Annotated in this window: 16 protein-coding genes and 1 pseudogene; 13 read left to right on the top strand and 4 right to left on the bottom strand. The window is 72.6% G+C overall.

Annotation, left to right across the window (positions count from 1 at the left end; genetic code table 11):
• On the top strand, window positions 1-550 hold a 550-nt coding region (locus ACFFNX_RS25825; protein ID WP_378207433.1), incomplete at its 5' end, for an amidohydrolase family protein.
• 67 nt (window positions 551-617) lie between these two features.
• Window positions 618-1,694, top strand: a complete 1,077-nt coding sequence (locus ACFFNX_RS25830; protein ID WP_378207436.1) for a serine hydrolase domain-containing protein — start codon at window positions 618-620, stop codon at window positions 1,692-1,694.
• On the opposite strand, the gene ACFFNX_RS25835 is transcribed toward ACFFNX_RS25830, so the two are convergent.
• Complete coding sequence (locus ACFFNX_RS25835) at window positions 1,670-2,017, bottom strand: hypothetical protein (RefSeq protein ID WP_378207439.1); 348 nt, start codon at window positions 2,015-2,017, stop codon at window positions 1,670-1,672. The two genes, ACFFNX_RS25830 and ACFFNX_RS25835, sit on opposite strands and share 25 nt — an antisense overlap.
• Window positions 2,018-2,026: 9 nt before the next feature.
• Here ACFFNX_RS25835 and ACFFNX_RS25840 point away from each other — a divergent pair, with 9 nt between their 5' ends.
• From ACFFNX_RS25840 to ACFFNX_RS25860, 5 genes and pseudogenes are all read left to right on the top strand, one after another.
• The gene (locus ACFFNX_RS25840; RefSeq protein WP_378207443.1) at window positions 2,027-2,899 is read left to right on the top strand and encodes an SAM-dependent methyltransferase; all 873 of its coding nucleotides are present in this window, start codon (window positions 2,027-2,029) and stop codon (window positions 2,897-2,899) included.
• Between the two features lie 69 nt (window positions 2,900-2,968).
• Complete coding sequence (locus tag ACFFNX_RS25845) at window positions 2,969-3,757, top strand: hydroxypyruvate isomerase family protein (protein WP_378207478.1); 789 nt, start codon at window positions 2,969-2,971, stop codon at window positions 3,755-3,757.
• On the top strand, window positions 3,754-4,626 hold the full coding sequence (locus ACFFNX_RS25850; RefSeq protein WP_378207446.1) for an NAD(P)-dependent oxidoreductase: 873 nt from the start codon (window positions 3,754-3,756) through the stop codon (window positions 4,624-4,626). The genes ACFFNX_RS25845 and ACFFNX_RS25850 overlap by 4 nt, the downstream gene beginning before the upstream one ends.
• 127 nt (window positions 4,627-4,753) lie before the next feature.
• Complete coding sequence (locus ACFFNX_RS25855; RefSeq protein ID WP_378207449.1) at window positions 4,754-5,107, top strand: STAS domain-containing protein; 354 nt, start codon at window positions 4,754-4,756, stop codon at window positions 5,105-5,107.
• An 18-nt stretch (window positions 5,108-5,125) separates the two neighbouring features.
• Window positions 5,126-5,875 (top strand): annotated as a pseudogene (locus ACFFNX_RS25860) (DDE-type integrase/transposase/recombinase); the annotation flags it as partial.
• Window positions 5,876-5,968: 93 nt separating this feature from the next.
• Here ACFFNX_RS25860 and ACFFNX_RS25865 read toward each other — a convergent pair.
• Complete coding sequence (locus ACFFNX_RS25865; protein ID WP_378207452.1) at window positions 5,969-6,598, bottom strand: cupin domain-containing protein; 630 nt, start codon at window positions 6,596-6,598, stop codon at window positions 5,969-5,971.
• Between the two features lie 105 nt (window positions 6,599-6,703).
• Here ACFFNX_RS25865 and ACFFNX_RS25870 point away from each other — a divergent pair, with 105 nt between their 5' ends.
• Window positions 6,704-7,264 (top strand): TetR/AcrR family transcriptional regulator, encoded by a 561-nt coding sequence (locus ACFFNX_RS25870; protein WP_378207455.1) that lies wholly within the window; start codon window positions 6,704-6,706, stop codon window positions 7,262-7,264.
• 34 nt (window positions 7,265-7,298) lie between these two features.
• Here the strand turns inward: ACFFNX_RS25870 and ACFFNX_RS25875 are convergent, their stop codons facing one another.
• Together ACFFNX_RS25875 and ACFFNX_RS25880 are read right to left on the bottom strand one after the other, a co-directional pair.
• Window positions 7,299-7,766, bottom strand: a complete 468-nt coding sequence (locus ACFFNX_RS25875) for a hypothetical protein (protein WP_378207458.1) — start codon at window positions 7,764-7,766, stop codon at window positions 7,299-7,301.
• 431 nt (window positions 7,767-8,197) lie between these two features.
• Entirely contained in the window at window positions 8,198-8,725 is a 528-nt protein-coding gene (locus ACFFNX_RS25880; RefSeq protein WP_378207461.1) for a hypothetical protein, read from the bottom strand.
• Window positions 8,726-8,998: 273 nt separating this feature from the next.
• On the opposite strand from ACFFNX_RS25880, the gene ACFFNX_RS25885 reads away from it, so the two are divergent.
• From ACFFNX_RS25885 to ACFFNX_RS25905, 5 genes are all read left to right on the top strand, one after another.
• Entirely contained in the window at window positions 8,999-10,216 is a 1,218-nt protein-coding gene (locus ACFFNX_RS25885) for a glycosyltransferase (protein WP_378207464.1), read from the top strand.
• The gene (locus ACFFNX_RS25890) at window positions 10,213-10,809 is read left to right on the top strand and encodes a D-sedoheptulose-7-phosphate isomerase (protein WP_378207467.1); all 597 of its coding nucleotides are present in this window, start codon (window positions 10,213-10,215) and stop codon (window positions 10,807-10,809) included. Before ACFFNX_RS25885 ends, ACFFNX_RS25890 begins: the two co-directional genes overlap by 4 nt.
• A gap of 116 nt (window positions 10,810-10,925) precedes the next feature.
• On the top strand, window positions 10,926-11,894 hold the full coding sequence (locus tag ACFFNX_RS25895; protein WP_378207471.1) for a UDP-glucuronic acid decarboxylase family protein: 969 nt from the start codon (window positions 10,926-10,928) through the stop codon (window positions 11,892-11,894).
• A 143-nt stretch (window positions 11,895-12,037) separates the two neighbouring features.
• The gene (locus tag ACFFNX_RS25900; protein WP_378207473.1) at window positions 12,038-12,817 is read left to right on the top strand and encodes an ABC transporter ATP-binding protein; all 780 of its coding nucleotides are present in this window, start codon (window positions 12,038-12,040) and stop codon (window positions 12,815-12,817) included.
• Window positions 12,811-13,107: hypothetical protein (locus ACFFNX_RS25905; RefSeq protein WP_378207475.1), on the top strand; the 297-nt coding region annotated here is incomplete at its 3' end. The genes ACFFNX_RS25900 and ACFFNX_RS25905, both read left to right, overlap by 7 nt.

Below are 13,107 nucleotides of genomic sequence, written 5' to 3' on the forward strand. Positions count from 1 at the left end.
CGCCAACGGCTGGACCGGCACCCGCCCGCATCTGGCCCACCTCCAGGTCGTGCACCCGGACGACGTGCCGCGGTTCCGCGCGCTCGGCGCCGCCGCGAACATGCAGCCGCTGTGGGCGGTGCACGAACCGCAGATGGACGAGCTGACCATCCCGTTCCTGGGCGCCGACCGCGCCGCCCGGCAGTACCCGTTCGGCGACCTGCTGCGGGCCGGCGCCACGCTCGTGGCGGGCAGCGACTGGCCCGTCAGCAGCCCCGACCCGATCCAGGGCATGCACGTGGCGGTGAACCGGCGGCTTCCGGGCGCGGCCGAGCCGGCGTTCCTGCCCGGCCAGCGGCTCGACCTCGGCACGGTGCTGGCGGCGTACACCGCGGGCGGCGCGTACGCGAACCACCTCGACGACACGGGCACCGTCGCGCCGGGGATGCTGGCCGACCTGGTCGTCCTCGACCGCGACCCGTTCGCCGGGCCGCCGGAGGAGATCGCCGCGACACGGGTGCTGCGGACCTACGTCGGCGGCGAACGCGTGTACGCCGCCGACGACGCCTGACGCCTCTTGCGAACGCGCCGCGCGAGGCCCTACGTGCCGCCGGGCGTCTCGGCCTAGAGTCCTGGATGTGGCAGACGTCGAGGGATTCTGTGACGAGCGTTTCACCGCGGTGCGCGAGGCGCTGACCGCGAACCTGTCCAGCGGCGCCGACGTGGGCGCCTCGGTCGCCGTGTACCTCGGTGACGAACCGGTCGTCGACCTGTGGGGCGGGCGGACACACGACGGCCCGTGGCGGCGCGACACCATCACCAACGTCTGGTCCATCACCAAGACGATGACCGCGCTGTGCGCCCTGATCCTGGCCGACCACGGCGAGCTGGACTTCCACGCGCCGGTCGCGCGGTACTGGCCGGAGTTCGCCGCGGCCGGCAAGGAACGCGTCGAGGTCCGGCACCTCATGGGCCACACCGCCGGCCTGCCGACGTGGACCGGCCGGTTCGACGGCGCCGATCTGTACGACTGGGACAAGGCGACGGCGCGGCTGGCCGCCCAGGAGCCGGAGTGGGAGCCGGGCACCGAGTCCGGCTACCACGCGCTGACGCAGGGCTACCTCGTCGGCGAGGTGGTGCGCCGGATCACCGGCCGTACGGTCGGCGGGTTCTTCCGCGAGGAGGTGGCCGGCCCGCTCGGCGCCGACTTCCACATCGGCCTGCCCGCCGAACACGACCACCGGGTGGCCCAGGTCATCCCGCCCGAGGAAGCGCTTCCGCCGGCCCCGCCACGGCACATGGCCGAGGTGAGCTGGACCACCGAGTGGCGTCGCGCCGAGATCCCCGCCGCCGGGGGCCACGGCAACGCCCGGTCGGTGGCCCGGATCCAGTCGGTCCTGGCCACCGGGGGCGGCCCGCTGCTGTCGGCCGCCGGCTGCGAACGCGTCTTCGAGCAGCAGTCCGACGGCGTCGACCGCGTCCTCGGCACGTGGGTGCGGTTCGGCCTCGGGTACGGCCTGCCCTCCCGGGGCCTGCCCCTGCCGAGCCCCCGCAGCGTGGCGTGGGGCGGCTGGGGCGGCTCGGTCATCGTCGTGGACCTGGACGCCGGGATGACCGTGTCGTACGTCATGAACCGCATGGCCGGCGGCCTCGCCGGCGACGCCCGGGGCTTCGGCATCGTCCTGGCCGCCTATGCGGGGCTCGCCGGGACCTGACCGGTCCAGCCCTCCGCCTCCTCGGCTTCGAGGACGCGCGGGGTCTCCGGCGCGGCCCATTCCCTCCATCCGAACAGGTCGAGCGCGTCGTCGAAGGCCGCGGAGGAGCCGGTCAGGAGCCATGCCCGCCGCGCGGAGGCGTACGGGACCGGGCGAGGTGTCGTGCCGTCCGGGTCGTGCTCGGCCACGAGACGCAGGACCGCGAGCCGGGCGCCGGTCACGCCGTAGCGGCGTTCGACCGCGCGGCCGAACTCGGGGCGGGCGTCCTCCGGACGGGTCCAGGCGTGGATCGCGGCGAGCGCTTCATCGCTCGGCTTTCTCACGAAAATCTTATGTCCTGTACGGCATTAGCCCACTTTTTGGGTTTTTCGCTAACCTTCGAGGTACGTCCGGAAGGTGGAGGTATCGGTATTTCCCACGACCGCCCGCCGAAGCGCTTCAACCCCGCCGTGCCCAATGAGGCGCGGATGTATGACTATGCGATGGGCGGTAAGGACAACTACCGGGCGGATCGGGACGCGGCGGAGCGCATCGGGGCCGCCCTGCCCTCGGCGCTGGCGGGGGTGCGTGAGAACCGCCAGTTCATGCGGCGGGCCGTGCGCCACCTGCTGTCCATCGACGTCCGGCAGTTCCTCGACCTCGGCTGCGGCATGCCCGGACGCGGCAACGTCCACGACCTCGTGGCCGCCGCCGACCCGCCCGCCACGGTCGTCTACGTCGACAACGAGCCGATGGTCGTCAACCATTTCCAGGCGCTGCTGTCCAGCTCCAGCGTGGCGACCGCGCTGCTCGCCGACCTGCGCAGGCCCGGCGACATCCTGTCCAGCCCCGAGGTGCGCAAGCTGATCGACTTTCGCCGGCCGGTGGGGATCGTCCTGACCGCGGTGCTGCACTACTTCGAGGACGAGGACGACCCGGCGGGCCTGGTGAAGGAGTTCGTCTCCGCGGTGGCCCCGGGCAGCCACGTCGTTCTCACCCACTACCACGCCGGGGGCATTCCTCCCGCGGACCGGGTGGCGACGGCCGAGTTCGCCGCCGCCCTGGACGTGACGATGGCCGAGCGCGACCGCGCGGATATCGAGGCGCTGTTCGGCAAGCTCGTCCTGCTGGAGCCGGGACTGGTCCCGCCGCCCCGATGGCGCCCCGACCGTCTGCTGCGCGACTCGACCGGATGGCTGCTCGCCGGCGTCGCGCGCAAACCCTGAAGCCGGTGCGGAGACCGGGCCGCTCACGCAACGGAGGTCGTCGTGACGCGTTACCTCGCCAACTGCTCGATGCTGTTCACCGAACTGCCGCTGCTCCGCCGCCCCGACGCGGCGCGGAAGGCCGGGTTCGAGGCGATCGAGTTCTGGTGGCCGTTCGCCTCGCCGGTGCCGGGAGACGCCGAGGTCGAGGCGTTCGTGTCCGCGATCGAGGACGCGGGCGTCCGGCTCGTCGGGCTGAACTTCTTCGGCGGCGACCTGGCCGGACCCGACTGCGGCGTGCTGTCCGTCCCGGGGCGGGCAGGGGAGTTCCGCGACAACGTCGAGGCCGCCGTCGGTATCGGGGAGCGCCTCGGTGTCCGCGTGTTCAACGCCCTGTACGGCAACCGGATCGAGGGCGTGGAGGCCGGGCGCCAGCACGAGACGGCCCTGGCGAGCCTCGCGCTGGCCGCCGAGGCGGCCGGCCGGATCGGCGCCGGTGTGCTGATCGAGGCGGTGAGCGGGCCCAAGCCGTACCCGCTGCGCACCGCCGACCAGGCCGTCGCGGTCGTCGACGCGGCGAACGCCGCGACCGGAGCGGCCAACGTCGGGTTCCTCTGTGACCTGTACCACCTGGCGGCCAACGGCGACGACGTCGGCGCCGCCATCGCCCGGCACGCCGGGGCGATCTGGCACGTGCAGATCGCGGACGCGCCGGGCCGGGGCGAGCCCGGCACCGGCGATCTCGATCTCGCCGGACACCTCGCCGCGCTGCGGCATCATGGCTATGACGGCTGGGTCTCGCTGGAGTACCAGCCGTCGACCACGACCGAGGAGAGCCTGGCCTGGCTGCGCCGGGGCGATCTGGAGGAGAGACGATGACGACCGTCGGCTTCATCGGCCTGGGCATCATGGGCGGCCCGATGGCGGCCAACCTGGTGACGGCGGGCTTCGAGGTCATCGGGTACAACCGCACGCCGGCCAAGACCGAGCGCCTCGTCGAGCGCGGCGGTCGCGCCGCGGGCGGCGTCGCCGAGGCGGTGCGCGACGCCGACATCGTCGCCACGATGCTGCCCGACTCCCCGGACGTACGCGCGGTGCTCACCGAGGTCTTCGAGCACGCGCGGCCCGGCACGCTCGTCATCGACTTCTCCACGATCCGGCCCGACGTCGCGGCCGAGCTGGCGGCCGAGGGCGGCGAGCGCGGGTTCCGCGTTCTGGACGCCCCCGTGTCCGGCGGTGAGCAGGGCGCGATCGACGGCACGCTGTCGATCGCGGTCGGCGGGGCGGACCGTGACCTCGCGGACGCCGTCCCGGTCCTGGAGGTCGTCGGCGGCACGGTGGTGCACGTCGGCCCGTCCGGCGCCGGCCAGACCGTCAAGGCGGCCAACCAGCTCATCGTGGCCGGCAACCTCCAACTGCTCGCCGAGGCGATCGTCTTCCTCGAGGCCCACGGCGTCGACACGAACGCCGCCCTCCAGGTGCTCCGCGGCGGCATGGCGGGCAGCACCGTGCTCGAACGCAAGGGCGCCTCGATGGTCGCCCGCGACTTCGAGCCGGGCTTCCGCGTCGAGTTGCACGACAAGGACATGGGCATCGTCACCAGCGCCGCGCGGGAGGCGGGAGTCGTCATCCCGCTGGGCGCGGCGGTCGCCCAGCTCCTCGCCGCGCTGCGGGCCCAGGGCGACGGCGGCCTGGACCATTCCGCCCTGTACGCGCTGGTCAGCCGGTTGTCCGGCCGAGACGTCTGAGCACGGTTGACTGCGCACGGCCGCCGGGTGGAAGGTGGAGGGAGCCGCCCGCCGGTCGGGGCGGGCGCTGGGGTCCAAACACGCGGCCCTCACCTTGTTTCGACGTGAGGAGCCGGCAATGCATGCCATGACGCCATTCCCACTGGCCGTGACGACGGTGGGTGAAGACACCATCGCCGTGCTGCCACCCGAGGTCGACGCCCACAACGCGCCGCTGATCCGCGACGCGCTGCTGAACCTGCTCGACCAGGGTGTGCCCTCGCTGATCATGGACCTGACGGCCACGACCTTCTGCGACTGCGCGGGCCTGCGCGCGATCACGCGGGTACGGCGGCGGGCCGACATCCTGCACACTCCCGCATGCGTGGCGCTGCCGGACACCGGCTCCGTACGCCGCGTCGCCGAACTCGCCGGCTTCGCGTGCGACGACCAGGTCGCGACCGGCCTCGCCGCGGCCCACCGCCGACTGCATCCGGTCTGACGATCGCTCGCGTGGAGCCCTGCCCCACGGACCGATCACCTGCGATGGAAACAGCGGCTGGGGCCGGTGCAGATCGCCGGCCGGCCGGGCATGCCGTCTTGACGCGGTGCAAGCTCCACCGGCCATCGCACATCGACCGGACCACCGGTGAGACGATCCGGCGGGATGAACACGACCGGCGCGGCGCGGTGCTGCACGTGGATGTGAAGAAGTCCGGCAACATCCCCGACGGCGGCGGCCGGCGCTACGCCGGCCGGATTCAAAGCGAACGCAACCGCGAACCGCACCGGCAACCGCAACATCCGCGACGAGCTCCGCTTGGGCACGGCGTTCGTGCGCACCGTCGTCGATGACCACTCGCGCATCGCCTACGCCGAAATCCGCAACGACGAGAAAGCCGCCACCGCCATCGAGGTCCTCCGCAACGCGGTGGCCTGGTTCACCGCCCGCGGCATCACCATCGAAGGCGTCCTGTCCGACAACGGCTCGGCCTGCAAATCCCACACCTGGCACCAGGCCTGCACCGACCTTGGGCATCCACCCGAAAAAGACCCGGCCCTACCGCTCCCACACCAACGGCAAAGCCGAACGCCTCCATCCCACCCACGCCGACGGCTGAGCACTCGGACGCTTTCTACCCCTCCGAACAGGGTCCGCCGCAAAGCCCTCCCCGCCTGGCTCCACTTCTACAATCACCACCGACCCCACACCGCAACCGACGGCAAACCACCCATCACCCGCTTGACCAACCTCCCTGGGCAGTACACCTGGGAGGCCCGCTCACAGTGTGCGGTGCGCCGCGATGACGGGTCAGGAGGATCAGCCGCCCAGGCCTGGCGGCGCTCGTGAGGTGCGTGTTCCTCACCGGTCCGGCGGCGTCGTACGTGCCGCGCCTCGCTGTTCGTCGACGGTGGCCTGGTCCCGACCGGGGCCCGGGCAGGCCTCGTTCGGGTCACCGGGGCGGGTGCGGTCCGCGCCGATGGCGACGCCGACGATCGTGCACGGCTCCGTGCCGTGGTTGCGCCAGGCGTGCCGGGTGCCGTTCTGGATGACCACGTCGCCTGCCCGCAACACCGTCTGCTCGCCGTCGTCGAGTTCCAGCGTGGCCTCGCCCGAGACGACCAGGACGTAGTCGAGGCTGTCGGTGGTGTGCATCCCCGGGGTGCCCGGCTCATTCGCGGCCATCGCGCCCGGCATCTGCCGCTCCAGCTCCTCCAAGGCCGCGGCCACATCCAGATCCGGCGGCGGGGCCGGCTCACCCGGCGGGACCGTATTGATCATGAAGCGCGATCCGTCTCGGGGCGGGTACCACGTCGCGGCGCGGCGGGGTGAGCCGTCGTCGGGGAACGTGGGTCGCTCGTCCCGGCCCCACAGCGGGAAGAAGGCGCAGCCGGGCATCAGCTCCGAAGTGATGGGCTCGACGGCACGGTCGTCGACCACGCGGGCCCTGCCCTCGGAGTCGTGTCCGGTGACCACTCGGCGAATCTTCATCCGGCCACTCCTTGATACGGAGGCGTATTGATACGGTTGCGTATTAATACGCAACCGTATCCTGTGCTCGCGAACCAGACAATACGCCGGCGTATCCTGTTGCTCGTGGTGAACGAGTCGACCCGGCTGTCCGCCCGGGACTGGGCGCGGGCCGCGCTGAAGGCGATCGCGGACGGCGGGCTGGCCGCGGTCGCGGTCGAACCGCTGGCGCGGACGCTCGGCGTGACCAAGGGCAGTTTCTACGCGCACTACCGCAACCGGGACGAGCTGATCGCGGCGGCACTCGCGGAGTGGGTGCGAGGTCACGGCGAGGGGGGACTCGCCGAGTTCACCGCGATCGCCGATCCGGCACGGCGGTTGCGCGAGCTGCTCACCGCTGTCGTTCAGTCCGTCCAGCCGCTGGCGCCGTCGGTGCACCTGAGCCTGCTCGGCGACCGCAACGACCCCCGGGTCAGGGACGCGGTCCGCCAGGTGAACCGGGCCCGGCTGGAACTCCTGACGCGTACCTACCACGAGCTCGGCCTGCCGCCGGACCGGGCGGCGTCCCGGGCACGGGTCGCCTACGGAGCCATCCTCGGGCTGCTGCACCTGGCACAGACCGACCCGGACGCCCCGCATTCCGCCGTACTCGCCGACGAGGCGACCGCGGTCTTCCTGCCGTCATGACGGCGCGCGTCGGCTGAGGTCGGCATGGGGTGTGTCACCGCGCGATCAAGCCGTCGTGCGGGTGCCGGTCGGCGGAGGCACCCGGTGGCGGTGACGAGCTTGGCGGGAGTCCCGGGCCGATGCGGGCCACGGCGTTCGTGGGGGCCATGATCGGGAAGTGGCGCACCGTCCAGGGCGCGGTGGAGGACGCGCCGTCCGGCCCGCGTCCGGCGGAGGTGGATCGGACGCCCGGCCGTCGAGGGGCCTGGTCGCCGCCGTTCCGGCCAGATCCGTACGGATGGCGCGGCGATCGAAGGGGAGCCATGACCGAGAGACCGGCGCGGAGCCGCCCGTACCCGGGCGCGACCGGTGAGATGAACACCGAGTCCCTGAGACTGCGCCGGAAGCTCGTACGGGCGGGTGCGACCGGCGCGAAGCCGCCGGCCAACTCGCCGTGGTTCGGGCAGGCCGTGGGCACCGCCGAGGCCCTGCCGCCGGACGCGAGCGCCCTGGACCTCGGCATACTCCGGCGGCGAGTTCGTCCGCCGCGTCCTGACCGTGCTGTTCGCCGGCGATCACTTGAGGTCCCTCGCCTGTGCGCTGTCCTTCGTGCTGTTCGAGCCCGTCGCCGGTCGTGGCGCTGCCGGAAGAGCGGGGCCGGTACCCGCATGAGAGCCGCCCCGTGCCGACCGTGATCACCGGCCTGGTGGGCAGCGGTCCGGCGCGGCCGGTGCCGGTCGCGTCGGCGCTCGTGGTGTTCGGGCGGACCCGCTCGATACCGACGGCCCCGGGGCGAGCCCCGATGACGGCCTCGCCGGGGGTTCGCGGAGTACCCGCGTGACGCCGCGTCGGGCACCTCCTCCACCGAGATCGTCAGCAGCCCGGGGACCCCACAGCGCCGGTGACACGACTCCAAGAGCACCCGGTGGCGCGGCGGTCCCGGTCACCTGCCGGTCAGGCGGCCGAGGTGGCCAGTCGGGTGCCGGCGCGGACGCGTAGTTCCTCCAATGTCTCCGCCTGGCGTTTCGCCCGGGCTAGAAGATCGTCTAGACGCTCCGGCTCCAGTCGGCGGTCGTGGTCGGCCAGGATTCTCAGCACTCGCCAGCAGGCGGTCTTGCCGACCACGCCGAGTGCCATGCTCTCCAACTCCTCCAGGCCGCTGAGCGGTGACCGTTCCAGCAGCCGTCCGTTGGGCTTGAGCCGGCCGGCCTTCTCGGCGGCCCAGCCCAGCAGGACCTTGTAGTGCCGGACCGGAATCCCCAGGGTCGCCATCAACGCGATCAGTGTGGCCCGGTCCTCACGGATCTCCGTGGCGAGGCGTTCGAGGACGGCGCCGTCGTCCGCGTCCCGGTGTGCCGATGCCAGTCGTGCGGACAGTTCGGTGCCGGCCGTCGCCCCGGCCAGATGGTCGTTGAGGTAGACGCCGAGCAGTTCGGGATCGGCCTCGGCCGTCCGCCCGGTCCGCTCTGTGTCGCTGTCCATGATCCCTCCCGTCATGCCTCGGTGGCCCTCTAGCCCGGGACCTACCCGCGGGTGCGTACGCCTATCGCCTGGGCGAAGACAGGGCAAAGGGCAGTGCCCGCCGTGGTGGTCGAAAACGGCACCGCCACAACCGTCCGGTCAATCGCCGTTAAAAGCCAACCCAACTAATAATTGTGCCCGTTGTCATGTATTGAGCATGCGCGGACAAGTGGGGTTTCAGTGCAAGTTATCCGGTAATCGTGTTAATACGGCCGCCTGATAAAGGAGTGACTCATGAAGATCGAAATGGTCTCGGAGCACGCCAGCCCGCTCGCGCGGGTGGGCGGTCCGGACGCGGGCGGCCAGAACGTCCACGTCGGCGCGCTGGCCGTCGCGCTGGCACGGCGAGGCCACGAAGTGGTCGTTCTCACGCGACGTGACGACGCGCACCGCCCGACGGTGGTGCCGTTCGCGCCCGGGGTCACGGTCGAGCACGTCCCGGTGGGGCCGCCCCGGCGGGTGCCCAAGGACCGGCTGCTGGCCTACATGGACGACTTCGCCGCCGCCCTTTCGCGGCGGTGGCTGGTACGCCCGCCGGACGTCGTGCACGCGCATTTCTGGATGAGCGGGCTCGCCGCGCTCGACGGCGCGCGGGGCCGGGGAATTCCCGTCGTCCAGACCTTTCACGCCCTCGGCAGCGTCAAACGCCGGCACCAGGGGGAGGCCGACACCAGTCCCGCGAGCCGGATCCACCTGGAGCGGCGGATCGCTCGCGAGGCGGACGCGATCATCGCGACGTGCACCGACGAGGTGAGGGAGCTCACCGCGTACGGAGCGCCACCGGGCCGGGTGTTCGTCGTGCCCTGCGGCGTGGACACGACCTGCTTTCGTCCGTACGGCCCGTCGCGGGCGCGCGACGGGCGGTTCCGCATCGTGACGTTCGGCCGGCTGGTGCCGCGCAAGGGCGTCGACACGATCATCGAGGCGCTCGGCCGGACCTCCGACGCGGAGCTGCTCATCGCGGGTGGTCCCCACCGCGGCTCGCTCTGCCGCGACCCCGAGGTGCGCCGCCTGGCGCGCGTCGCGCGGGAGGAGCACGTCGCCGGCCGGGTGACGTTTCTGGGCCGGGTCGCGCACGAGGACCTGCCGTCGCTGATCCGCTCCGCCGACGTCGCCGTGTCGGTGCCCTGGTACGAGCCGTTCGGGATCGCGCCGGTGGAGGCGATGGCCTGCGGGGTACCCGTGATCGTCTCGGCCGTGGGCGGGCACCTCGACACGGTCCTCGACGGGGTGACCGGCCTGCACGTGCCGGCGCGGCGGCCGGGCACGCTGGCGGCGCAGCTGCGCCGCCTGCTCGCCGACCCGGAGCTGCGCCGCACGCTGGGGGCCGCGGCGGCCGAACGCGTCCCGGGCCGCTACACCTGGGAGCGGATCGCCGCCGAGACCGAGGCCGTCTACGAACGCCTGATCTCGGCCTCCGCCGCCCCGGTCGCCGTCGCGGACCGCGTATGACCGTCACCACGCCCCACCTCGCGGTGCTGGAACAGGCCGTACGCCGGTTCGACGCGCAGGCCGCCCACATCGAACAGTGGGGGCGGCGGCTCGCGTGCGTACTGGAGTCCGGCGGGCGGCTGCTCGCCTGCGGAAACGGCGGCAGCGCCGAGCAGGCGCAGCATCTCACCGCCGAACTGGTGGGCCGGTACGAGGACGAGCGACCGCCGTACGCGGCCATCCCGTTGCACGCCGACCTCCCGGCCCTCACCGCGATCATCGACGACTACGGGCCGCAGGAGATGTTCGCCCGGCAGGTGCGCGCGCACGGCCGGCCCGGCGACGTGTTCATCGGGCTGTGCACCAGCGGCGAGAGCCGCAACGTCATCGCCGCCGCCGAGGCCGCCGCCGAACTCGGCATGCGAACCTGGGCGCTGACCGGTCCCGGGCCGAACACGCTCGCCGGCGTCTGCGACGACGCCGTCACCGTCGACGCGCCACGTACCGCGACCGTCCAGGAGATCCATCTCGCCGCCATCCACATGCTCTGCGCGTCCGTCGACGCCGTCGTGTGCCGCCCGGGCCGCACGGCCGGAGAAGACATGGCCTCATGACGGAGGCTGGCGGCGTGACCTCCCGGGTCGGGCCGCCGGCCGTGGCCGGCGACGCGCCCCCGGGAGGCGACCGCCGGACGCGCGACCACGAGCGTTCTTCCCGGAGGTGATGGCCGATGATCGGACACGCGGTGGTCACCGGGGGCGCGGGCTTTCTCGGCTCCCACATCTGCGAGCGGCTGCTGGCACGGGGCGCCGCGGTGACCTGCATGGACAACTTCCTCACCGGATCGCCGCGCAACGTCGCGCACCTCCTCGGCGAACCCGGGTTCCGGCTGACCGAGTGCGACCTGACCGGCTTCGTGCACGTGTCCGACGGTGTCGACCTCGTCCTGCACCTGGCGTCGGCGGCCTCACCGGTGGACTACCTCCGGCTGCCGGTCGAGACGCTGAAGGTGGGCGGGCTCGGCACCCTGCACGCGCTGGGCCTCGCGCGGGAGAAGCACGCCAGGTTCGTCCTGGCCTCCACCAGTGAGGTGTACGGCGACCCGCTCCGGCATCCCCAGCGGGAGGACTACTGGGGCAACGTCAACCCGGTCGGGCCGCGCAGCGTGTACGACGAGGCGAAGCGCTACGCGGAGGCGCTGACGACCGCGTACCGCGTCAGCCGCGGCGTGAACACCGGCATCGTGCGGATCTTCAACACCTACGGGCCGCGCATGCGGCCGGACGACGGGCGGGCGATCCCGACCTTCATCTGCCAGGCGCTCATGGGCCGCCCGCTGACGGTCGCGGGCGACGGCGGCCAGACCCGGTCGATCTGCTACGTCGACGACACGGTCGCCGGGATCCTCGCCATGGCCGGCGACGACTTCGCCGGTCCGGTCAACATCGGCAACCCCGAGGAGATGACCGTCCTGGACCTGGCCGTGACCATCCGCGACCTCGCCGAGAGCGAGTCGCCGATCAGGTTCGTCGAGCGTCCGGCCGACGACCCGGCCGTACGGCGGCCCGACACGGCACTCGCCCGTGACCAGTTGGGCTGGCGGCCCACGGTGCGGAGTGAGGAGGGCCTGCGGCGGACCATCGACTGGTTCGCCCGCGAGCTGGACGTACGGGCGGCCGACGGCGCGATCAGCACCTGACGGCGGCGCACCTCCCACGTCGGCGGGCGTCCAGGTGCCAGCACCCTGGGGCTGGCACCAGCAGAACCGGCCAGCTCACCGGATCGTCCCGGCAACGCCGGAAACCTAGCGTTTTCCCTGGCTTCCTCGAACAGGAGAAACCAGTGAACACGCCATCCCAGCCTGCGCCCGAGGCCGCCGTCGCGTTGCGCGGCGTACGCAAGACCCACGGGCGTCACGCCTCGTCCGTCCAGGCGCTCGACGCCGTCGACCTCGACTTCCTCGGCGGCACGTTCACCGCGGTCATGGGCCCGTCCGGGTCCGGTAAGAGCACGCTGCTGCACTGCGCGGCGGGCCTGGACCGGCCCAGCGCCGGCACCGTGCTGCTCGGCGGCACCGACCTGGCGCGACTGTCGGAGACGGAGCTGACCAGGCAGCGCCGCATCCGCGTCGGCTTCGTCTTCCAGGCCTTCAACCTCGTGCCCGCGCTCACCGTGCGGGAGAACATCCTGCTGCCGTCGCGGCTGGCGCACGTACGGCCGGACCGGCGATGGCTGGCCGAGGTCGTGGAGCGGGTGGGCCTGCGGGAACGGCTGCGCCACCGCCCGGCGCAGCTGTCGGGCGGTGAGCAGCAGCGGGTCGCGATCGCCCGCGCCCTGTCCGTACGACCGCAGGTGATCTTCTGCGACGAGCCGACGGGCGCGCTCGACACGACCACGGCGGCGCGCGTGCTGGCCCTGCTGCGCCAGGCGGTCGACGCCGACCGGCAGACCGTCGTCATGGTCACCCACGATCCGGTGGCGGCGTCCTACGCCGACCGTGTCGTGTTCCTGGCGGACGGGAGGGTCGTCGACGACCTGGCGGTGCCGGGCGTGGACGCGATCGCCGAGCGCCTCGCGCACCTGGGGGCGGCGCGTGCCGGAGGCGAGGCGACGTCATGGTGAGGATCGCCTGGCGCATGCTGACGCAGCGTCCCGCGAGCATGCTCGCGACCTTCCTGGCCCTCTGGTTCGCCGTCGTGATCGTGACGATGTGCGGCGCCATGCTCGAGTCCGGGGTGCGCTACAACGGCACGGTGGCGCGCTACGCCGCCGCGCCCGTCCTCGTCGCGACCACCGACCTTCAGGTGGCCTTCGGCTCGCGCCAGGAGCCCGACACCGAGCGCTACCCGCTGGCCGAGCGCGGGCGGCCGAACCCGTCGCCGCCCGCGCGGATCACCGCGGCCCCCGGCGTG

The organism is Actinoallomurus acaciae (assembly GCF_042429965.1).
Lineage (GTDB): Bacteria > Actinomycetota > Actinomycetes > Streptosporangiales > Streptosporangiaceae > Actinoallomurus > Actinoallomurus acaciae.